The organism is Chitinophaga dinghuensis (genome assembly GCF_003259435.1).
Lineage (GTDB): Bacteria > Bacteroidota > Bacteroidia > Chitinophagales > Chitinophagaceae > Chitinophaga > Chitinophaga dinghuensis.
In genome coordinates this window covers 188,800-210,043 of sequence record NZ_QLMA01000004.1, presented here as the reverse complement: position 1 = coordinate 210,043, position 21,244 = coordinate 188,800, and the positions used below count along the sequence as shown (strand labels likewise).

The window sequence follows — 21,244 nt, the reverse complement described above, 5'->3', positions numbered from 1 at the left end:
GCAAGGTACATCACTATAGCATCCATTTGAAATCTATTTCCAGCATGACAAACTTCGATAACCTAACTACTATTAGTCGCAAAGAAACCATTGATGGCCTCTCTATTCCCGGCATTATCCGTAACGGCTCTTATTACTTCACCGATATACAGGTCTACAGCGACGGATTAATCTACTGCTGGGATACCGTTGACCTGGAACTGTTTCAGCAGAAACTGGACAAGCAATGGGTCGTAACCTCCATACCAGATGGCCAATACATCCATATTCATAGTTTGGGGCAATGGAAAATTGAGCAGGGACAGTGGGAATTTACACCTCAGACCTATTATGAATTTGTGCATGCGCTTGTCCGGCAATTGAATCCTGCCATGGAGAACCTGAAAAGTTGCTATGGTAGTACCACTATAAAAAAAGGAAATGTAAATTATGCCAAATTCCCGATTCCTAATCCAAAGCCTTACTATATTTCCGAACCATCTGCTTACTCTCCCAAAAGAGCCAGTGGCGATAGTTTCAACATCTTCTTCCGGGAAGATAATGAGCAGTTGTACCTGGCACAGCTTTCCATTTACCCGGACGGTCATCTCTCTATCACTCATCTGCCCCAAACAAGAAGTTATACTTTCCCGGAGTTAGCTAAGCTGATGGAGCAACAAAGAATTCTCACGGAGCTCCCTCCCGGAGTGCGTGTGCATATATGGGGATTAGGATCTTTCGTTGCTACGGAAGGAGATGGCGAACCCGCTACCGAAAAACTCAAAGAATTTACCAACTCATTTATGGTCATGAATGGCGCAGAAGACCTGGTGGATAAATGTCGGCGAATCCTGGAGGACTACCGGAAAAACCCTACAGAACAACTGAAAGAATCATTGAAACAGGCATACGAAGCTATTCCTGAACATGAACGTATGTATGTAGGAGATATGGACGTGAAAGATATTGAGGTCAGAATGATTATTTATGGAGAAGACGAAATTCGCGGCTGGTCTCATTATCAGGTAGCTAAAAACCGGGGAGAACAATTACCTGGCATATCTATTCCCAAGCCTAAGAGCGAGCAATAAATTGAATGCCCCCGCATGAAAGTGCGGGGTTTCGCATCCAGCATACACGACGCCGAAATGTAGGAACATAAATATACCTGACAATTAATTCCAGAAAGCGTTATAATAGATTTCCTCCGCATGTTTGTTGGTGATCGTGGAATCTACCACGGTAGTATGTCCATTCATGTGATAGAATTCTACAGTGGGATCTTCGGAATGGAGCATATCTTGTGGCGGCGTGAAACGGACGCCTCTTACGAGTACCATCGCGTCTTCCTCCCAAACATATTCTTCCTTAAAGATAGTCGTGTAAATGCCGCCAATACTGAATGAGCGGAGTTTCTTGCTGGCAGCATCATAGTGGAGATTAAATCCCTCGCTGCCGTTACGGAGTAGATTTAGGCTGCCATCGGCATGAGCGAGCATGGGCAGATGTCTTATATTGCCGTGCATAGTGGGCGCACCGCATAGAATTAGGTCTTTCATACCGTCTCCATTGATGTCTTCCTTTTTAAGATTCACCACATCCCAATCGCTGATAGTATCCAGTACCTGCCAGCCATTCGTTGATTTACGGAGTATCCAACAGAAAGACCGTTCATCAGAAGATTCCAGACAGGTAGCAATATGACCTTTCTCCCAGGGGACTTTCGCCAGGATATACATATTGTAAGAGGTGGACACTGAACTGTCCGGCAAATAGTCCAACTTATCAAGGATGAATTGGAGACTATCAGGAAACTGAATTCCTGTCATTATTTTTTGGGGTGCGTTGCCACAGGCATTTATTATTAATGCCATACACAGCAACAGCGCGTGCTGCATTTTCATAGAGGAATAGTAAAGATATTGGGCTGACAAGGTATGTCTTTTTGATCAGCAAAACATCAATCGCCTCAAAATACCTATATCAACAAAGATGTTTTAACGTATATACTTTTAAACTTTTCTAACGTATAACTATGGCGTATTTTCTCTTGTTCAAGGCGGTTCTCTTCCCGGTGACATTGCAGGTATTCCAGCATAGCTGCTTCCTCTTTTGTCAGTGTGACCATGGAAGTAGCCTCCACCCTCTCCCCCGATACCGCATGTTCTTTAAAGGTCATGTATGTTTGCAGGTCCATCATAACACTAGTCACATCCAGGCCATAAGTCCGCAGGTTATGTAAGATTTGAAAGCCATGTTCATCAATGTCGCCCCAATAAAAAATCCGCTTGTCTTTCAACCAGGGAACTTCTTTGAAAAACTTCACATCAACCCCGCCATATCTCTTTACGGCCAACGTAGAAGGCAGTTCTGGCAAGGATTCCAGGCACTTTTGATTTTCGAGTATCAACACGGTGTTTTCGTAACATGGATTTTCAATGAAGGAAGCAGTGGGTACTTGTTTCTCATCAAACCCATCTTTTGATTTCACTGACTTATCCAATGAACGCAGATGAACCATTTTTTCCGAGTAACGCAGATAATATCTTTTCTCCAGTTTGGAAGCGGTACTGTCACGAATATGTTCTGGTATCAGGAAGTCCAGCAAAGACCGAAGGATTGATTCATGATTCTCCATAAACTTCGTGTCTTGCAGATGAGGTACTTCCCTCGAAAAAACATTCGGACGCGGATGGCGGAGGAAATAGTTGCACACATCCAGAAGTCCTGCCCATGGCCGGTTAGCTACCGTTAACTCCTTACAATTTTCCATCATCCAGGACTCTAATGCCGGCAGCACCTCACGGATCAGCGCCACATTACCTACAAAACGCTTCCATTCCTTTTCTTTTTCCAGGGTATAGATCAGATCTTCTGTTGTTTCCCAAATGGCGAGTACAGGTTCTGTTCTTGGCGCTATCATACGGTCTTTAAAATCTCTCTTTGTCAGAGTAAGCAGATAGCCCTTGCCTTTTACATTCTTAGAATGACTCAATAAAGAGGTAATGTTTTCGTCAATCACGGCCAACTGATGCTTGTAATCCGCCACTGTAGCGGAACCCGTTTTCATTTCTACCGGGAACATCTCCTCTCCTGAAAGATAGCTTCGTAGTAAGGGATTCCATTCATTTTTAACTTTCTTTCTTAGCTCCTCATATGTTTTGAACATGCTTCCGGGTTTGTAAGAATACACATAAAAAAAGCAGCCTTGAAATCAAGGCTGCTTTTCAAGTACATATACAATTTAGTGTTTTATTACCAAACCCTGTTCCGGTACATACTTATCGTATTCCATTTGCTTTGCAATTTTAAGGGCAGCCTCCTGGCCATACATTCGCGCAACCAGGTGCAGGGCCCCATCTATACCTGCTGAGATGCCCGCAGTGGTGATTATCCGACCATTGTCTACATAGCGTACGTTATCCAATACGGTTGCATTAGGCAACATGTTTTGTAAATGCTTAATGCTTTTATGAAAAGTGGTAACTGTCAGATGATCCAACAGGCCTGCATTTGCGAGGATAAAAGCGCCGGTACACACAGAAAAGTATCCTTTTGTGCTGGCATCTCGTTGCTTTATCCACTTGATAATTTCAGGATCTTTTCCCGCCACTTCATCATCGCCACCAAAGACGGCAAAATAATCGGCGGGAGGAGCATCCTGAATACTATAGTCCGGATTTATTTTCAAAATACGCTGAGAGGTAACAGGCGCTTTTGTTTTCGCCACAGTAAAGACTTTGAAACCCGCATAGGAAAAGACTTCCATGGGGCCGGCGAAGTCCAGTACCTCCACGCCATCGTAGAGTAAAAAGCAGATCGTTGGTGGAGGCGTTTGCTGGGCATTAGTCTTACTGATCAACTGCATGCCGCAATGCGGGCATATGCCGGGTTGGTGGTAAGTAATGGAGTCGCAGCTTCCACAGGGCGGACAAACATAATCTGGAGCGGATTGCTGTGCTGTAGCGAGTAGGGGTAGCAACAGCAACCACATGATCAAATATTTCATATAAGTGATTTATGTGTCAAAGCTAGTAGAGCGACTGGTATAAATCCGGCCAAAGAGGAGGATAATCAGGCCATATTCAGCGCCACGCCTTCTTTTCGGGCGAGGGTTCTTAGCAGCCTGATGTCGCTGATCCCACAGGTCTTCGCGATCCAGCTGGCCTTATGATCCTCTTTCAGCAACTGGCGGGCCTTTTCCTCACGGAGGTCACGAATGTACTGGCCAATGGTCACGCCTGTTTCCGCCTTGAATAAGCGGGTGAGGTTGCGGGGTGAGGAATAGACCAGCGTAGCCAGGGCAGTCAGACTCAGTTTTTCATGCAGGTGTTTGGCGATGTAGTCCTGCACCTGGTGTACCTGATGATTGATATGTTGCCGGTACTGAAGATATACGCTTTGCTGGGAGGCTTCGCCGTCCCGGCGTATATAGATGACCATGTCTTTCGCCACGGTGCAGGCAAAATCTGGTCCATGGTCTTCTTCTACGAGGAAAAGCGCCAGATCAATGCCGGTGGAGATACCGGCACTCGTATAGATACGGTCACTTTTTACGAAGAGTCGGTTCTCCTGTACCTGCAGATCCGGATAATCGGCCTGTAATTTTTTCGTATAGGCCCAATGGGTAGTACAATTTCTGCCATGGAGGAGTCCTGCCGCAGCGAGGGCGAATGCCGCCGTACAAACAGAACAGATGGTAGCGCCTGCACGGGCCGCCGTCTGCAGCCATGGTACCCATTTACCGTCGTCGGCTCTGTCCCATTTGGTAAGGTCCATACCCGCAACGATGAGGATATCTTCCGGTTCCACCTGTACAGATTCCAGGGGATCTACCTGGGTGAACATGAGTCCCGCCGAGGATACCGGCTGCCGGTAGGGCGACACATATTTCAACTCATAGGGATGGCCGCAGCAACCGGATTCATAAAAAACGGTGACTGCCCCTGCCAGATCCAGCAGGTGTACACTGTCGAATAAGAGGAAAATGACGCGTCGGGTACCCATAGAACGAAGATACTAAAGGCGACTGAAACAGAGAGCGCTGGCGGTCTCACTGGACATTTAAAAAGCGTACCTTTGAGTAGATACCCTAAAACAGCATACCATGAACTTTTTCAAAAGAAAAACTACCTGGACCAATGCAGAGTTCATTCCCTTAAAACTTTGCATCGCCAGTATATACGTTATCGTAGGCGCTTATTTTCATGAATTTTTCAGTCGCTTTTATGTGCCGCTGTTTATCCTCTTTGGAATTTGTGTGATATGGGCAGTAGGTATGTGGTGGAAGAAAATGAAGGAATAAAAAAGTTAATGACTAAACCAGACTTTCACTACCTTAATAACTGTTCAAATACCTATGACTACTTACTTTAGCAACTTTGACACCAGCGTTATCTGGGATGATTGCGATCATTCTGTTACCAATTATATTGGGCCAACCCCTACTGCTGATGAGATTGCCGCCATTGAAAAAGAACTGGGATACAAATTACCGGCAGCTTATATAGCGCTTATGCAATCTCATAATGGAGGAATTTTAAGCTACAATAGTATAAACATAATTCCTGCTCAGGATCAAACTTCTGGTGGACTTGACATAACCGGCATAATGAGTATTGGACATACCATGCGTTATTCTCTTGGCGGATACTATGGTAGTAAATTCTGGATGCAGGAATGGGGTTATCCGGATACAGGCATTTACTTTGGTACTACAGGGTTTGGCGGTCATGCCTTAGTGATGCTAGATTATTCCACATGTGGCCCCGCCGGCGAGCCAGCAGTAGTGTACATGGATCAGGAATGGAATTTCCAAAAGACGTTGCTAGCAAAAGATTTCGAAACATTTATCCAGTCACTCACCCCATTTCCTTCGAATCCGTAAGAGCAGTAAATTAATTTATTGGCAGCCCAATCCAGCCTCGTTTGCGTGGTCATAGGTATAGGCATTTACGTTTATTCATGATCGTTAATATCTTCCGAAAATCCCACGAGGGAAGGGTCTTCCGGCAGGTAGAAGATTTCTTTTTCAGTGGGCTTTGCATCTCCTATATCTATCAATTGTATAATTTTCTTGACGGAAGCCTGATGGGTCGTTCCTCGTTTATCCTGAAAGGAAATGTCATATTTCACTTCTGGTTGCTCGTTGATGTAGACGCCCGTTTGAGCAATGCGTACTATTTTCGCGATGGTCTTTGCACCCAGGAATTTGAGTTTCAGCGCATCCTTACCATCCGTACCTTTGAAAAGTAGTTTCCATATTATTTTTACAACGACCAAATAAAAAATAAGTCCAAAGGATAACAGTACCAGTGCAGAGATAATTAATGGATGACTGAAAACAAGAAAACGCCATCCATCGCCTTTGCTCTCTGTTTGATAAGCGAAATAGAAATAATAGGCTACGCCAGATAAGAATAACAACCAGACGGCATACAAGCGGTAATTTACGTGGCCAAAAGAACCTTCAACCACTACATATGGAAACCCGCGGAAAGCAGGATCGATGCGCAACGTCAGATGCTTGCCCGTTTCAAATCTGTTCTCATAAGGTCTGGAATCATTAATTCCCATTTTGTAGGTCACCTCTTCCCCCTGCAGATTTTTCACAGCCAGCTTCAACTCCTTTTCATTCGGACCTTTCAGCGGTTTAACGGACATAATCTTAGCCTTTAATGGAGTACCGTTGGTCGCTAACCGATTCAGGTTCTTCCTGGCCTGAAAAGTGTATTTGTAGATATACCACAACGAAACCAGAAACGCCGCACCCCACATCAACACACTCAAAGCCAAACAAATCATGACAGATACTTCTGATCTGCCACTTACATCCTCACCATAATTTGTATTATAGTAGATGATTGCCGGATGAACAAAAACGAAGTAAGCAATGAAGACCAGCCAGAAATACAGAAAGAATCTACCCATTAGCATACAGGATTTGGTGAAGTCAACCAAAGCTAATTAAATTTCAGGAAGACAGCCAACCCTCGCCACCGAAAATTTTGCACAGCAGTCTGGCCTGATTACCTTTGATACGTGTAACAAGTGGAGTATGTATACAAAAGAGGAAGCATCTAAACAAAAACAAGCATTCTGGACAGCATTCGGTAAATACATGAAACCAGTGCTCTCTGCAGATGGCGATATCATTAGCTGGTCTAACTACAAAACAGGTATACCTGGCATCAGTTTCAAACTGGATGCAGACTATGATACCGCAATAGTAGCCATAGTTCTCTTCCATAAAGATATCGTGCTGCAGGAAGATTTCTACCTGCAATTCGAACAGCAACGCAGCATTCTCGAAGCCTCGCTGGAAGAAACAGACTGGGAATGGGAACTGGACGCCACAGATGAATATGGCAGAACTGTCTGTAAAATCAGTAAAAAAATCACTGGCGTGAATGTGATGCGCCAGGAAGACTGGCCCATGATTATTTCATTTTTCAAACCCAGGATCATCGCACTGGATGAATATTGGAGCATGGCCAAATACAGTTTCGAAGCACTGCTGGCCGCCAGATAACAGCTACCATTTTCTTAACCCGATAAAAAATTAATTGTATGACGCTTGCAGAACAATATGTAAAAGGACTCAAAGAGCGGCTCCAGGAAGAAGACAGCGAGGATTTATCCTATGCTACCGGCGCGTCTGAAGCGCAACTGGCACAGCTGAAAGCCAAATACCCGCAAACTCCGGATACCCTGCTCCAACTCCTCGCCCAGATAAACGGAACTTACTGGCAACAATATGGCGACCACAAAATTAATGTGGCCATCCTCGGCTCCGATGTATTCGAATATCCATACTACCTGAAATCAGTAGAACAAATCATCGAAGTACCCAGATTTGACTCCAGTATCATCGATATATACGGAGAAACAGATGAAGAGCTGGTAGGCCCAGGTATAGACCCTAACCTATTAATGAGCGAATGGCTCTGCTTTTCCGACTGTATCAATAATGGCGGTACCTCCAAACTGTATATTGACTTCTCCCCTGCTGAAGGAGGCATTGCCGGACAGGTAATCCGTTACCTCCATGATCCCGATAACTACGAAGTGATTGCAAACAGCTTTGACGAATACCTCCAGCAACTTATCGAAAAAGATTACGAGTTCATCACGGAAGAGGAATAACGTCTCCCTAAAAATTCTGAAATATAGTCCTGTGGCCATACCGGCGGCAGGACTTTTTCTTTTCTACCTCTTCCTGAAAAACCATAGGCCTACTTTCCTTGTTACATTATTCTACTGAAATGACAAGGAAATTTGCATTTCAGTAATATATTCTATACTTTTATCAAAAAAAAGTACAAAACTCTACTTTTTAAGCGAAAACCAGCATGAACGATAAATTAAGCGCCAGATTACTGGCAGGAGACTCTGGGATGGTATTTTACAGCCTTACTCCTCCTAAAATCACTACGGAACCGGAGCGAGTATCGGCAATTGCCTATAATCAGGTAGAGCGACTTAAAAACCTGGACATTGACGGTCTTATCTTATATGATATTCAGGATGAATCTCTGAGAACAGAAAAGGAAAGAACATTTTCCTTTATTCCTACCATAGCGCCCGATCAGTATGGCAAAAGCTATCTGGACGAGCTGTCTGTTCCGAAGATCATCTATAAGAGTATCGCCAACCTGAATCATGCTGATTTCTCCGCCTGGCTGCAACGGAACCAAGATCTGGAATATGCGGTTTTTGTGGGCGCCTCCTCCAATCAGCAGGTAGCGGCTACTAATTTCAGTCTCGCTGATGCTTATCAACTCCGTCAGGAACAACATCCGCGCCTGATGCTGGGCGGCGTTACCATTCCGGAGCGTCATCAGAAAAAAGGCGATGAGCACCTGCGCATCTTCAATAAAATGAGCCAGGGCTGTAGCTTCTTTGTATCACAATGTGTTTACAATCTGCATGACACTAAGAATTTACTGTCTGATTACTACTATCATTCCAAAGAAGTTGGGAATACGGTAGCCCCGATCATCTTCACGCTGGCGCCTTGCGGTTCGCTGAAAACGCTGCAATTCATGGAATGGCTGGGGATTGAAGTACCAAAGTGGTTATATAATGACCTCCGACATGCGAAAGATATCTTACAGTCATCCCTCGATACCTGTACTCATATCGCAGAAGAAATTCTGAATTATGCACAGGCAAAACAAATCCCTGTAGGCTTCAACATCGAAAGCGTTTCTATTAAAAAGGAAGAAATCGATGCCGCGCAGGAATTACTGACGAATGTACTGGCACTGACCAAAGGCGTTTCTAAAACGAGCAAAACTGCAAACAGTGCGGTCATCCCGGCATAGTTAGCTATAATAATATTTCAACAGCTCCGCTGTTTATCCTAATTTTACCGGCGTATGAACGCCGGTATTTTTTTGCATAGCACGGAGCAGGACAACTCCATTTTTGACGATGCACTCCTTTTCATTACTGAATACAATGAAAAGGGCGCCATGGGCTTCATTGTCAACAAGCGGTTTTCCCGTAACATCAACGAGCTGGCCGAATTCAGTACCAGTATTCCTTTCCCGATTTACGAAGGCGGGCCTGTAGATCAGGAACATCTCTTCTTCCTACATCAACGTCCGGACCTTATTTCCGACGGAGAGTATGTAAAAGGTAATATCTATCTCGGAGGCGATTTTAAAACCGCTATGGTACTGATTAATACAGGAATAATAACGGAAAAGGATATACGCATCTTTATTGGCTACTGTGGCTGGGATGATGACCAACTGGAAGATGAAATCCAGGCTGGTAGCTGGGTTGTTACGACAGGAGAAATCTTCGGATAAGTCTATCCTATTCATTCATCATTATCCGGATATCTTCCGACGCGTGTCCCTCCGTATGGTAGCCTCCTCTCAGGTGCGTTCAGGGAAAGGTGCAGTCGTACCCGCCATACCCCGTTACAACACGCAAAAGTGTCATCAGAGATTTTCGTACAGTCGTCCGGCAACGTACAACCGAATGTACCGAAAACGGACACTTGGCGCCGCTAAAATTCTATAAACTACTAAGGGTCAACTACCCATCAGGGATGGCACTTTTTTCGTGGCATTCAATAGCATGTTCAGGAACTACTTTAGCATCGCAATACGCAACCTTTTCCGTAATAAAGGTTTTTCGTCGATTAATATCGGCGGACTAGCCATTGGTATGGCCAGCGCTATTCTTATCCTGCTTTGGGTACAGCATGAAACCAGTTACGATCGGTTTCACCAACATGCAGACCGGCTGTACCAGGTCTGGTCCAACGACAGTATCGCTGGTAAGATCCGCTCCATGACCATGACGCCGGAAATAATGGCGCCTACCCTGAAAACAGACTTTCCGGAAGTGGAGGGAGTCACGCGTGTACGATGGACCCGCAACCTGCTGGCATTACCGCATCAGGAGGTCAAACTCCTATCCAACGGAGCGGTGGTGGATCAGGATTTCCTCGCCATGTTCTCCTTCCCGCTTTTAACCGGCAACAGCAAGACGGTATTGAAAGACCCAAGTTCCATTGTTCTTGCAGAGAGACTGGCAAAAAAACTTTTTAAAAATGAAAATCCCATTGGTCAGGTAGTTAGCATCGGCCAAGAGGGTTATACGGTATCAGGAGTGTTACAGGATCTTCCGGATAATACCCAATTCAGCTATATCGATTACCTGATTTCTTACGACCGGGAAGTAATGGCCGGAAACATCGATAAAGACTGGACCAATTTTTCTATTTCCACCTTCGTATTACTGCGGCCCAATATGGATGCCGCGGTGACCAGTAATAAAATAAAACACATCGTAGCGCAACATTCCGTCGATGGCAAGACAGAAGAATTTCTATATCCGTTTAGTCGTACCCGTTTATATGATCATTTCGAAAACGGCGTAGCTATTGGCGGACGTATTACCACGGTGCGCACCTTTTTTCTGGTGGCGGTATTCATTCTGCTGATTGCCTGCATTAATTTTATGAACCTGGCTACTGCACGCAGTAACAAACGTGCGAAAGAAGTAGGTGTCAGGAAGGCCATAGGCGCAGCGAAGGGGGCACTCATTTTGCAGTTCCTGACAGAATCCTTGCTGCTGGCCTGTATTGCAGGATTGTTTGCATGGCTGATCGTGGTGATCGCCTTACCTTATTTCAATACCCTTACGGGCAAACAGTTACATATTGCCTACACCGATATTAACAGCTGGCTGTCAGCGGCTGGTTTTATTCTTCTTACAGGTTTACTGGCAGGTAGCTATCCGGCATTTTACCTTTCGGCATTCAAGCCACTGGCCGTACTGAAAGGGCTCAATAAGATTGGAAATACCCTGATTACGCCACGCAGAGTGTTGGTGGTGTTACAATTCTCCTTTGCCATCGTGTTGATTATTTGTACCATCATTGTTACACGACAAATACAATATGGCAAAGCGCGGAAAACCGGGCTGGACATGAATAACCTTGTACATGTATACCTGAATGATGAGATGGATAAAAATTTCCAATTAATCAAGCAGGAACTGATTGCTTCCGGGTATGCTACTTCCGTCGCGAAGGTGCTGTCGCCCCTCTCTGAAAACTGGGCTTATGGCCTGAGTCTGAGCTGGCCGGGGAAACCGGCAGGCATGCAAGTACAAATCAATCGCTTTACGGAAGAAGGCGATTTAGTAAAAACGGCAGGGATGAGGTTAATCAGTGGGCGAGATATTGATTTGAAGACCTATCCCACCGATTCCACTGCCTGCCTGATCAATGAGAGCGCCGCAAAACTCATGGGTTTTGAAGATCCCATTGGCAAAGAGATTTACGATGATCCGGATCGGTTTCACATTGTAGGCGTCATTGAGGATTTCATACAGGAATCGCCTTATATGCCGGTGCATCCTATTGTGATCAAAGGGCCTAAGAACGGAACGGGCACTATACTTATTAAGTTGAATGCCGGGAAGTCGCTCGTAGCAGACATTACAGGCATGGAGCAGGTATTTAAAAAATATAACCCTGCCTATCCGTTGGAATATAAGTTTTCGCAGGATGCATATGCGGCCAAATTTGGCAACGAAAATCTGACGGCTAAGTTGGCTGGCCTTTTCGCAGGACTCACCATTTTCATTTCCTGTCTGGGGTTATTTGGACTCGCTGCATTCATGGCAGAAAGTCGTTTCAAAGAAATCGGGATTCGTAAAGTATTAGGGGCCTCCGCAGCAAATATTACCGTGTTATTGTCGAAAGACTTTATACAATTGGTGATCATTGCCGTATTCATTGCTTCTCCCCTGGCCTACTGGATGAGTAACAGATGGTTACAGGACTTTTACTACCGGATTAATCCGAGTATTTGGATATTCATAACAGCAGGTACCCTGGCGGTGTTAATAGCCTTGCTGACCGTCAGCTCTCAGGCTATCAAAGCGGCCATGACCAACCCTGCAAAGAGTTTGAAGACCGAGTAGGCATTACCGCATTCCTTATATTACCCAGTAACCTTTGGAGGCTCACTAGCGCTTACGCCTATATTTTGCCAATATTTAACATACTGCGTCTCGGGGTCATTGAATTTTACTTTAATTTGCTGTCAGACCCATAACGCAAAAAAGCCTCCTATGCGCTACCTGGTCATAACGATAGGACTAATATTGCATACCGCCATTGTCTGTGCCCAACAGGACACCGTATATCGTTCCCTGCTTCATAGAGTGGAAGAAGAGCTGGATAATGCCTGGGCTACCCGGGACATTCCTGGCATCATGCGTTATTATAGCAATAAAGCCGTATTGATGCCGGAATATAACGGCGCCGCCTATGGGAAACCCAATATCGAAACATACGTCCGCTCCTGGCTCGATTCCGTAACACTGAGTAACTGCAGTCATGAGATTAAAGATATCCAGGTATTAAATGGTTACCTGGTAGAGATTGGGCACGCTTCTGCTACCGTGTTGTATCGTAGAAATCAGCCTTATCAATACCGTACAAAATACCTGCATGTATGGGATATATCGAAGCCGGATCATCCCTTACTGATTGCGCAGATTCAAGGCTCCGTAACGGATATTTCAAGAGCCGTACTGCCGAAACTCAATATCTCTCCGAAAGGAATACCGACACCCCCTAAAGGAAAAGTACTGGACCGGCTATACGAAAAGAATCACCTGTTTGAGCAGCATGTATATTCCGGAAACGGAGCCGCTATGGCGGATCTATACACAGAAGATGCCATTTACATGCCTTATTATGAGGATATGATGATGGGAAAAATTGCCATCAATGACTATTATATCGCGCATGAAAATCCGGCAGTAAAAAAAGATACTGTTACTATTAATATTTCCAGTCTGCTGGACCTGGGAATGTATGTCATTGTCAATGGATACTACCATGTACATGGGCAATTTGGCAGCGTAAACGGGAAAAGCATCAATATCTGGAAGAAGGCCGCCAATGGCGATTATAAGTTATTCCGACAGATGGTTGTACATGATTAAGTACCTAAGCATACCCATCCAGGTTGGTTCCATGCGTATTTCGTAATTTCATGAGGGCAAACATATACGAAAATGTCTGTTCTTCCCCACCATCCGAAGTCGCCCTCTACTGGTAAACATATCAGGTCTTCTTATTGGATATGGACATGCGTTTTCATGGTGTTCGCGGTGCTGCTTATCATTTATTTCTTCCCTGAGATAAAGAAGGATCTGCAGTTGTTGGAGAAAGTGGAAATCCGCTGGCTGGCGATAGCTATCTGCTCCCAATTACTCACCTATCTATTCGCCGCATTGGTGTACCATGCATTATTAAAGGAATATCCGGCCCATTCAATGCCCAGATTGGGCGAGTTAATCAAAGCGACTGTCATCTCCCTGTTTTTTAATCAAACTGTACCCAGTGGGGGTATTAGTGGCAATACATTTATATTCAGATTTCTTAAGCGATTCAATATTCCTGTTACGGATATACTTGCACTGATCATTATTGAAATGCTTTGTTATTATGCCGCTTTGGAAATATTGATCATCGGCTCGCTGATTGGTTTCTTTCTTTTCGTGCGTGCAACGCCACATATCATTCCTATTACGTTGGCTGCCGGAATAGGAATTTTTCTCCTGCTCAGTATAGGTATGCTGATGGTAGGAAGAAAAAAATTCCTTGCTGGCATCTACCGCCGGATAAGCCGTATAAAATTTATCCGTGAAAAATTATCCGGCAGTTTCCTGCAAACTGGTATTCATGGAAGTGTTATTCAAAAACAGCCGAAAAAGCACATTATAACTGCTATATTATTTCAGTTACTGATGATCTTCGCGGATAGTTTTACCGTATATGCACTATTTCGCGGACTAGGTTATTCCATTCAAGGGTTCATCGTTTTGCTGGCATTTTTATGTACCAGAATTATTTCCATTTTACCCGTATCTCCCGGAGCACTGATTCTTTATGAAAGCAGTATGGTGTTCTTTCTTCATAGTCTCGGCATCCCCCTTGGCACATCAATAGTGGTTACCCTAATATACAGGCTGCTTTCTTTCTGGTTACCGATGCCAGTCGGTTTTATACTTTTCCGGAGTGAACAAAGGAAATATGCAATGGCATATTCTGATAGGGAGGAGGAAAATGATGCCTCAGCGGAGGTAGCTTCAAGTTAAAATGAATTGCTGAACATATCCTCCAATCAAACTGAACCTATGTTTAGTTTGAAACTGTTTATTTCAGATTGGTGTTATTATATCATAAACCTGTTTTCTATGAGTTCCATTGCAATTCCCAATACCATGCAGGCAATGGTGCTGGATCAACTTCGGCAACCTTTGGCGCTGAAAACATTGCCTACACCGGTTCCGGGTACGGGGCAGGTATTAATCAAGGTAATAGCCTGCGGCATATGCAGAACAGATTTGCATATCGTGGATGGCGAGCTGCCCACTTCCATGTTACCGTTAATACCTGGGCATGAAGTGATAGGCGAAGTAGTATTGACTGGTCCGGGCGTTAAAAAGATGACTACGGGTCGGATGGTGGGCATACCCTGGCTGGCACATACTTGTGGGCATTGCAAATATTGCACACAAGGGCAGGAAAACCTCTGTGAGCATGCACTATTCACGGGATATACTGTAAACGGCGGCTATGCAGAGTACCTGGTGGCCTGGGAAGATTTCTGCATTGATCTTCCTGCTATGTATGCCGATCCTGGCGGCGCACCCATGCTATGCGCAGGACTGATTGGATACAGATGCTGGCATATGCTGCCGGAACATGCCATTAATATTGGAATATATGGATTTGGCGCAGCAGCGCATATTATTACACAAATTGCCCATTATCAGTATAAATCGATCTATGCATTTACAAAACCTCATGATGGGAAAGGAGAATTATTTGCGATGGAGATGGGCGCCGTCTGGGCAGGCAGTTCTCTTGTCGCGCCGCCCATACTGTTGGATGCTGCTATTATTTTTGCGCCAGACGGATCTTTGGTACCGATAGCGCTTTCTCATCTGGACAAAGGAGGAGCTGTCATTTGTGGCGGTATTCATATGAGCGATATACCAGGGTTTAAATACAGTGCACTCTGGCAGGAACGTAGTATCCGTTCAGTGGCCAATCTCACCAGGGAAGATGGTCGTCGGTTATTTGAGATTGCGCCTCAAATACCAGTTATGACCAAAGTACAGTGTTTTCCCTTATCTGCTGCCAACGAAGCTTTAACAGCCCTGCGAAATGGCGCTTTCAGCGGAGCCGCGGTGCTGGTAATGTGATTATTCGCCCAATAATACCAAACGATCCTGGTGATATTCAGGAATTGTTGCCCATGCAGCGCCACTTTTGTCACTGTAAGATTGACAATTCTAAAACCAATAAACATGCTCAACTGTTAGGAGGAAAGGTGTTCGATCCCCAAGAAGAAAATCTAATGTTAGGCCTTCGGGGACATTCCATCACCCTGTTTATCAGGAGGGGATTGTAAGTCGCGCTGGAAAATAATCAAGCTACAAAATGAACAGGAATAAATTCATCTGGAGGATATTCATCGTTGCTGCTGTCTTGCTAATAACCTATGTTATTGTTAAGACGATTCTTATCCGTTCTTCAAAAAAGACACCGACTGAATTGGTTCAATACCCCAAAACGCCTCCATCTCCCCCTGTCGCTGGCGTCAGTAAAGACACCAGTATGGTACAGGATACGGCTAGATACAATGCGCTTTTACTGCATTTAGCGCATGAACAACCCAACAATAAGTGGCCGGTTAAAGCGGAATATCCACTACAGGGAGCGCTGCTCCCTTATCACCGGATTGTTGCCTTCTACGGTAATTTGTACACGCCACAAATGGGTATACTTGGAAGGAAGCCGGCAGACAGTATGCTGGCACAATTAACAGCAGAAGTAGAGAAATGGCAGTTGGCAGACAGCACCCTGCCGGTCATACCCGCCCTGCACTATATTGCAGTTACCGCTCAGTCTAATCCCGGCAAAGACGGGAAATACCGGTTACGGATGCCCGGCAGCGAAATAGAAAAGGTACTGCAACTGGCAGATAGCGCCCAAGCGTTGGTTTTCCTGGATATTCAGCCAGGATGGAGTTCTGTACAGGAAGAACTGCCCTTACTAAAAAAGTACCTGTTACTTCCGAATGTACATGTGGGAATAGATCCGGAATATTCCATGAAAAACCGCAGGCCGCCCTGCACCACCATCGGTACAATGGATGCAGCAGACATTAACTACGCCATCAATTGGCTGGATACATTGGTGCAAACAAATCATCTGAGCCCGAAAATATTGGTGGTACATCGTTTTACGGAAGGCATGGTAACTAATTACAAGAATATAAAGCCTCTCCCAACGGTTCAGGTGGTCATGGATATGGATGGATTCGGCGGCGTGGCGAAGAAGAAAGGCTCTTATCAGTACTGGATTGCCGGGCAACCAGTCCAGTTCACAGGATTCAAATTATTTTATAAGAATGATATTGATTATGGCGGCCATCTGATGGAACCGGCCGAAGTGCTGGAATTATTTCCACAACCCGTCTATATTCAGTATCAGTAAAAACTATAGCAAATGAAAAACGTTCTCATTTTACTGATAGCCTGTTTTTCTATTTGTACTAACAGCCATGCACAAACGCTTATACCCATTCTCTGTTATCATAACATACATCTGGGGAATGGCGTCAAGAGTAATATAATGCATATTACCAGGGATCAGTTAAATGCACAGTTAAAATCCCTCGCCGATAGCGGCTATCACACGATGCTGCCGGATGATCTGGTGAAATATATGCAGTCAGGGAGACACGTGTCTCCCAAAACATTCATGATTACCTTTGACGACTCACACGAGGAGCATTTCTCTATAGCCGATTCTCTTCTTCGTCATTATGGTTTCAGAGGCGTTTTCTTTGTAATGACGATCCCCTTAGGAAAACATGGTTACCTGACAGCAGCACAAGTGAAACTACTCTCCGACCGCGGCCATGTGATTGCCGCACATACCTGGGACCACCCTTTTCTGCGCCCTTCCGGAAAAATGGATTGGAAAAAAGAACTGGATGCTCCCAAACAACAGCTGGAAAAGATAATTGGAAAACCGGTACTGTACTTTGCCTATCCTTATGGAGAATGGAATGATACGATGATCAGTCACCTGAAAAGCAGCGGCTACAAAGCGGCCTTTCAACTGGGCGCCCCCCGGCGCAATGGCTTATACACCATTCCCAGAATGATGGTGGACGGACGTTTATCGGGTCCTGCATTACAGCGTAAGATGGCCGTATTTATGGGGGAATAGATGGTTAATCAAAGTTTAAATCGTCTATATTTGTATTTATGTAAACATACAATTAGCTTTATTAACCCAATGATTGTCACATTTTCCATATCTACTCTTATCCAGGCCAAACAGGAACTGGAAAGAGAACAGAAAAACCTCGAAAAAGAAAAGGCCGCCTGGGCAAGTATTAGAAAAACCCTGGACGCCAAAACCGCTGCCATACTGGACCAGCAGGTAGTTCATATTTTTGAAGAATCACTTTTCAAATATTTTCAAAGCGTAGAGAAGCCTGATATCCGGGCTATCCTCGGACAGCTGCAACAATTATATCTACAGGGGGCATCTGCCAGCACGCTGGATCAGCCAGAGCTGGAAGGCTATAACCTTGCGGACTTGATCCAGGATATTCCGGCAGTGAAAGACATAGCAGATTTACCTTTTGTTGTAGAGATTATTCGTTTGTCCATTATTGCAGATGCAGCCATCTATCATCAGAAGGCATATGTAGGGAATGGCGGATGTACTGCGCTGGAGTTGATCCTCGTTTTTCTCTCATGGGGATTGAGCGATAGCAGCAACGGCGTTAATACGCAGGAACATTATCAGGCTTGCTACAAGATCTTTTACTGGCTCATCGAAACACCAACAGCAGTAGCCGAAAAATACAGTCAATTTGATCCGTATGTTTTGTTTACCTGTTTGTATGGGAACGGGTATGGCGACTATACAGCCGTTGCTCCTTTCCATGATAAAGTGAGTATGGCCATGGCGAGCCTAGGTTTTATCCCATATAATGAATGGAGTCGGGAACGCTGGTGGTGGGATATCGGTACCTTAGCCTGGGATTTGGGTCAGCAAAAGGCTCCATGGCTTCCGCTGTTCTTTCCATATGAACATGAGTTGTTGCAACCTTTTCTACATTCATGGAAAAAATACCTCACTCCGGACGCATTGAAAGCCATGATCAATAATTTTTCCGGTACAACTACCGGCAGGAAAACATTCAAAACCTATTTTTCACAAGGGCCTCACTGGTTAACTGCCATAATAATACAGGATATTCCCGATATCATCTTTGAGCTTGTACGGAGAAATGAAGTATATCTGCTGGCGCCATTTTTAAAAACGCATAAACGTAAACTGGGTAGCTTAAGAAATGAAAATGGGCAATCCCTACTGGAGTATGCTACAGCTACCAGGAATGTAAAAGAGAAAACGATACAACTGATCCGGGAGGCCAGGCTTACATAAAATGGCATTGCCCTGAAATATTGCATTCCAGGGCAGTCTCAGGGGTTCAAATATTTTTTATTGCAGGCGTTTCAATCGGAATAACAGTTGCTTAATAGCTTCCTGATAATCGTCTATAATGGATTGACTAAACTGCTCGTGGAAGAGGTCGCGTTTAGCATCCACCACAGTGTAGAAGCCCTCTATATAAGCGATTGCTTCTTTGGGGCGTCTGGTTTCAGGAATAATGATTTCCATTTCTCCCTGAGCAGCAATGGTGGTCTCTACCAGGCGATCTGTAACTTTCCTCATATCATGAATGGCCTGGTCCAATGCAATATGCGCGGCATAGCTTCCTTTCCCCTGTACATCCCAATGCAAAAGCTTCAGACTGCTATTGAATGAGAACATTATTCCAAGAAACTCACCTACAGAAACCTCTGTGGATTTCTTTACCTCCTTAACTGTATGTGTACTCATAAAAATATGTTTTTCTGCGCGTGAATAATACTTTCTTTTTGAAACAGGTATCATGCCATATTTGTTCGTTTATGCAGTACCATAGCGGCCTCCGACATGATTAAACAAAGAATTAAAAACCTGATTATATTTGAAAAAAATAAGACGAATCCCTATGAAAATAAATTCCATCTATCATAAAACCGTACATAGTGAACAAGATATTTCAGCAGCTGGAATCGCCAACAGTAACGAGTTGGTTTTCCTCTTAAAGACTGGCCAGGTTTGCAGGTATGATTTCAGGAACGAGCGCTGGCTGTCTTCCTTTACTATTCAAGATTATTTCAGTTATACGGATGGCGGGTTTGATCCTGCTGCAACCAGCGCCGTCTATACATTGGATGAGATTACCGTAGTGGTAAACGATTTCAAGACCCATGGTTATATTCATTATCCGGGTAACTATTCTGCGTTGCATCTGCACCGGGAAGATTATCATGCTAATATTACCTCCTTTCCTATCGCGCTGTTTAGGAATCCGGAAGGAATACCGCATATCATTTACAGCAAAGCCTGGAATCATCTACAAATCATGAATCTGGATACCCGACAGCTATTAACTGCCGCTAAATCGCTGATTACAGAAGATGCAGAAGAAAAGCACCTGGAATTCTACAAAACACATGAAGACAATAACAAGCTGCCATGGCCCAGGCCATACGATTACTTCTTTGGGGCATTGTCGGTTTCTCCGAATGGGAAGTATTTTCTTAGCAATGGCTGGGTATGGGGTTCTTTCGGATGTTATAATGTATACGACATAGAAGATTTCATTCAGAACAGCCGTATAAAGGAGATCCATGTAGCAGTGATGGACCACAGCTATCGGGCAATGTGTTGGGTAGACGATCAGACAGTTGCCATCACTTGCCATTGCTTTACGGAAGAATCAGAGAAGGATGAGGAGGATAAGATCGCATATGAAAAAGACTATTACGAAATCCAATTATTTGAAATGGCAGGCAATGAAGCGAAACTGAGTAAGCGTATAGGCGTGCACGGTATAAACATTGTAGCTGCTGAAATGAGATACAATAATCATTTGGGCGCATTTGTGGTCTACTCGGCAGAACTGGGCGTAGTAATCATTTCCACATCCGGCCATGTATTACTTCAGGATAAATCTATCCAGATTGATCATTATGATGTGGCCACTGGCCTGATGTTGAAGACAAACGGAAAAGAAGTGCAGGTATTTCAACTGGGTTAAATAAACAGGTTATCGCCGGTTTTGGCGGGCAGGTCATATTTTATTGGCAGATCTTCTAATGTAGTGTTCGGCGTAAATAAAGTATCACTGGATATATTTTTTTCATGTAGATGCGTATACCCCCATAAGAGAATTTTTTCGATGACGGGCATTAGGGTCAGGCCCTCTGGGGTGAGCGAGTATTCTGTTTTGGGAGGCATGGTTGCGAAGATCTGTTTTTGGATGATACCTTTCTCCTCGAAGAATTTAAGGTTGGCAGTCAGGACTTTCTCACTTAGGCCCGGCAACGCCTCCTTTATCGCATTAAATCGCAGCTTTCCGGTACGCAGATGCCAAAGAATGCTCATCTGCCATTTTCCACCGATAAACTGTAGTACATGTTGCACCGGACCTCCGGCAAGCATTTCATTTGAGGGCATGTTAAATCCGTTTACGAATTCTAAGTTAAGAGAATAAACTGAAGGTAAATATTATCTACTGCATTCTTTATGGCCCGGTATAACAAAAATGGCTCCCTATTTCAGGAGCCA

General features: G+C 44.4%; 22 protein-coding genes. 15 read left to right on the top strand and 7 right to left on the bottom strand.

Annotation, left to right across the window (positions count from 1 at the left end; genetic code table 11):
• Window positions 1-44: 44 nt before the first annotated feature.
• Window positions 45-1,070, top strand: coding sequence for a DUF7638 domain-containing protein (locus CLV59_RS13020; RefSeq protein ID WP_111592485.1), 1,026 nt, complete (start codon window positions 45-47; stop codon window positions 1,068-1,070).
• A gap of 84 nt (window positions 1,071-1,154) precedes the next feature.
• On the opposite strand, the gene CLV59_RS13015 is transcribed toward CLV59_RS13020, so the two are convergent.
• From CLV59_RS13015 to CLV59_RS13000, 4 genes are all read right to left on the bottom strand, one after another.
• Complete coding sequence (locus CLV59_RS13015) at window positions 1,155-1,808, bottom strand: hypothetical protein (RefSeq protein ID WP_111592484.1); 654 nt, start codon at window positions 1,806-1,808, stop codon at window positions 1,155-1,157.
• A 149-nt stretch (window positions 1,809-1,957) separates the two neighbouring features.
• Window positions 1,958-3,148: a Wadjet anti-phage system protein JetD domain-containing protein gene (locus CLV59_RS13010; RefSeq protein ID WP_111592483.1), complete on the bottom strand. Its 1,191-nt coding sequence runs from the start codon at window positions 3,146-3,148 to the stop codon at window positions 1,958-1,960.
• Window positions 3,149-3,223: 75 nt separating this feature from the next.
• Window positions 3,224-3,988 carry a DJ-1/PfpI family protein gene (locus CLV59_RS13005; RefSeq protein ID WP_111592482.1) on the bottom strand — a complete coding sequence of 255 codons (765 nt, stop codon included), beginning with the start codon at window positions 3,986-3,988 and terminating at the stop codon, window positions 3,224-3,226.
• A 65-nt stretch (window positions 3,989-4,053) separates the two neighbouring features.
• Window positions 4,054-4,986, bottom strand: coding sequence for a GlxA family transcriptional regulator (locus CLV59_RS13000; protein ID WP_111592481.1), 933 nt, complete (start codon window positions 4,984-4,986; stop codon window positions 4,054-4,056).
• A gap of 100 nt (window positions 4,987-5,086) precedes the next feature.
• On the opposite strand from CLV59_RS13000, the gene CLV59_RS12995 reads away from it, so the two are divergent.
• Window positions 5,087-5,284, top strand: a complete 198-nt coding sequence (locus tag CLV59_RS12995; RefSeq protein ID WP_111592480.1) for a hypothetical protein — start codon at window positions 5,087-5,089, stop codon at window positions 5,282-5,284.
• A 54-nt stretch (window positions 5,285-5,338) separates the two neighbouring features.
• On the top strand, window positions 5,339-5,866 hold the full coding sequence (locus tag CLV59_RS12990) for an SMI1/KNR4 family protein (protein ID WP_111592479.1): 528 nt from the start codon (window positions 5,339-5,341) through the stop codon (window positions 5,864-5,866).
• A gap of 71 nt (window positions 5,867-5,937) precedes the next feature.
• Here the strand turns inward: CLV59_RS12990 and CLV59_RS12985 are convergent, their stop codons facing one another.
• Window positions 5,938-6,909: a hypothetical protein gene (locus CLV59_RS12985; protein WP_111592478.1), complete on the bottom strand. Its 972-nt coding sequence runs from the start codon at window positions 6,907-6,909 to the stop codon at window positions 5,938-5,940.
• Between the two features lie 127 nt (window positions 6,910-7,036).
• Here CLV59_RS12985 and CLV59_RS12980 point away from each other — a divergent pair, with 127 nt between their 5' ends.
• The 11 genes from CLV59_RS12980 to CLV59_RS12930 all read left to right on the top strand — a co-directional run bounded on the left by CLV59_RS12980 (window position 7,037) and on the right by CLV59_RS12930 (window position 19,006).
• A complete protein-coding gene (locus CLV59_RS12980) occupies window positions 7,037-7,510 on the top strand; it encodes a DUF4268 domain-containing protein (protein WP_111592477.1) in 474 nt (157 codons plus the stop codon).
• 38 nt (window positions 7,511-7,548) lie between these two features.
• A complete protein-coding gene (locus CLV59_RS12975) occupies window positions 7,549-8,124 on the top strand; it encodes an SMI1/KNR4 family protein (RefSeq protein ID WP_111592476.1) in 576 nt (191 codons plus the stop codon).
• Window positions 8,125-8,330: 206 nt separating this feature from the next.
• Complete coding sequence (locus CLV59_RS12970) at window positions 8,331-9,305, top strand: methylenetetrahydrofolate reductase (RefSeq protein ID WP_111592475.1); 975 nt, start codon at window positions 8,331-8,333, stop codon at window positions 9,303-9,305.
• A gap of 54 nt (window positions 9,306-9,359) precedes the next feature.
• Window positions 9,360-9,797, top strand: a complete 438-nt coding sequence (locus tag CLV59_RS12965) for a YqgE/AlgH family protein (RefSeq protein ID WP_111592474.1) — start codon at window positions 9,360-9,362, stop codon at window positions 9,795-9,797.
• Between the two features lie 274 nt (window positions 9,798-10,071).
• On the top strand, window positions 10,072-12,432 hold the full coding sequence (locus CLV59_RS12960) for an ABC transporter permease (protein ID WP_111592473.1): 2,361 nt from the start codon (window positions 10,072-10,074) through the stop codon (window positions 12,430-12,432).
• A gap of 150 nt (window positions 12,433-12,582) precedes the next feature.
• On the top strand, window positions 12,583-13,464 hold the full coding sequence (locus tag CLV59_RS12955; RefSeq protein ID WP_111592472.1) for a YybH family protein: 882 nt from the start codon (window positions 12,583-12,585) through the stop codon (window positions 13,462-13,464).
• Window positions 13,465-13,536: 72 nt separating this feature from the next.
• Window positions 13,537-14,622 (top strand): lysylphosphatidylglycerol synthase transmembrane domain-containing protein, encoded by a 1,086-nt coding sequence (locus CLV59_RS12950; protein WP_111592471.1) that lies wholly within the window; start codon window positions 13,537-13,539, stop codon window positions 14,620-14,622.
• A 99-nt stretch (window positions 14,623-14,721) separates the two neighbouring features.
• The gene (locus tag CLV59_RS12945) at window positions 14,722-15,735 is read left to right on the top strand and encodes a zinc-dependent alcohol dehydrogenase family protein (protein ID WP_245950861.1); all 1,014 of its coding nucleotides are present in this window, start codon (window positions 14,722-14,724) and stop codon (window positions 15,733-15,735) included.
• A gap of 238 nt (window positions 15,736-15,973) precedes the next feature.
• A complete protein-coding gene (locus tag CLV59_RS12940) occupies window positions 15,974-17,032 on the top strand; it encodes a hypothetical protein (protein WP_111592470.1) in 1,059 nt (352 codons plus the stop codon).
• 12 nt (window positions 17,033-17,044) lie between these two features.
• The gene (locus tag CLV59_RS12935) at window positions 17,045-17,773 is read left to right on the top strand and encodes a polysaccharide deacetylase family protein (protein ID WP_111592469.1); all 729 of its coding nucleotides are present in this window, start codon (window positions 17,045-17,047) and stop codon (window positions 17,771-17,773) included.
• 69 nt (window positions 17,774-17,842) lie between these two features.
• Window positions 17,843-19,006: a hypothetical protein gene (locus CLV59_RS12930; RefSeq protein ID WP_111592468.1), complete on the top strand. Its 1,164-nt coding sequence runs from the start codon at window positions 17,843-17,845 to the stop codon at window positions 19,004-19,006.
• Window positions 19,007-19,063: 57 nt separating this feature from the next.
• On the opposite strand, the gene CLV59_RS12925 is transcribed toward CLV59_RS12930, so the two are convergent.
• Window positions 19,064-19,465, bottom strand: a complete 402-nt coding sequence (locus CLV59_RS12925) for a DUF5856 family protein (RefSeq protein WP_111592467.1) — start codon at window positions 19,463-19,465, stop codon at window positions 19,064-19,066.
• A 154-nt stretch (window positions 19,466-19,619) separates the two neighbouring features.
• Here CLV59_RS12925 and CLV59_RS12920 point away from each other — a divergent pair, with 154 nt between their 5' ends.
• Complete coding sequence (locus tag CLV59_RS12920) at window positions 19,620-20,714, top strand: hypothetical protein (RefSeq protein ID WP_111592466.1); 1,095 nt, start codon at window positions 19,620-19,622, stop codon at window positions 20,712-20,714.
• Here the strand turns inward: CLV59_RS12920 and CLV59_RS12915 are convergent.
• A complete protein-coding gene (locus CLV59_RS12915; RefSeq protein ID WP_111592465.1) occupies window positions 20,711-21,133 on the bottom strand; it encodes a winged helix-turn-helix transcriptional regulator in 423 nt (140 codons plus the stop codon). The genes CLV59_RS12920 and CLV59_RS12915 overlap by 4 nt on opposite strands.
• Window positions 21,134-21,244 lie beyond the last annotated feature (111 nt).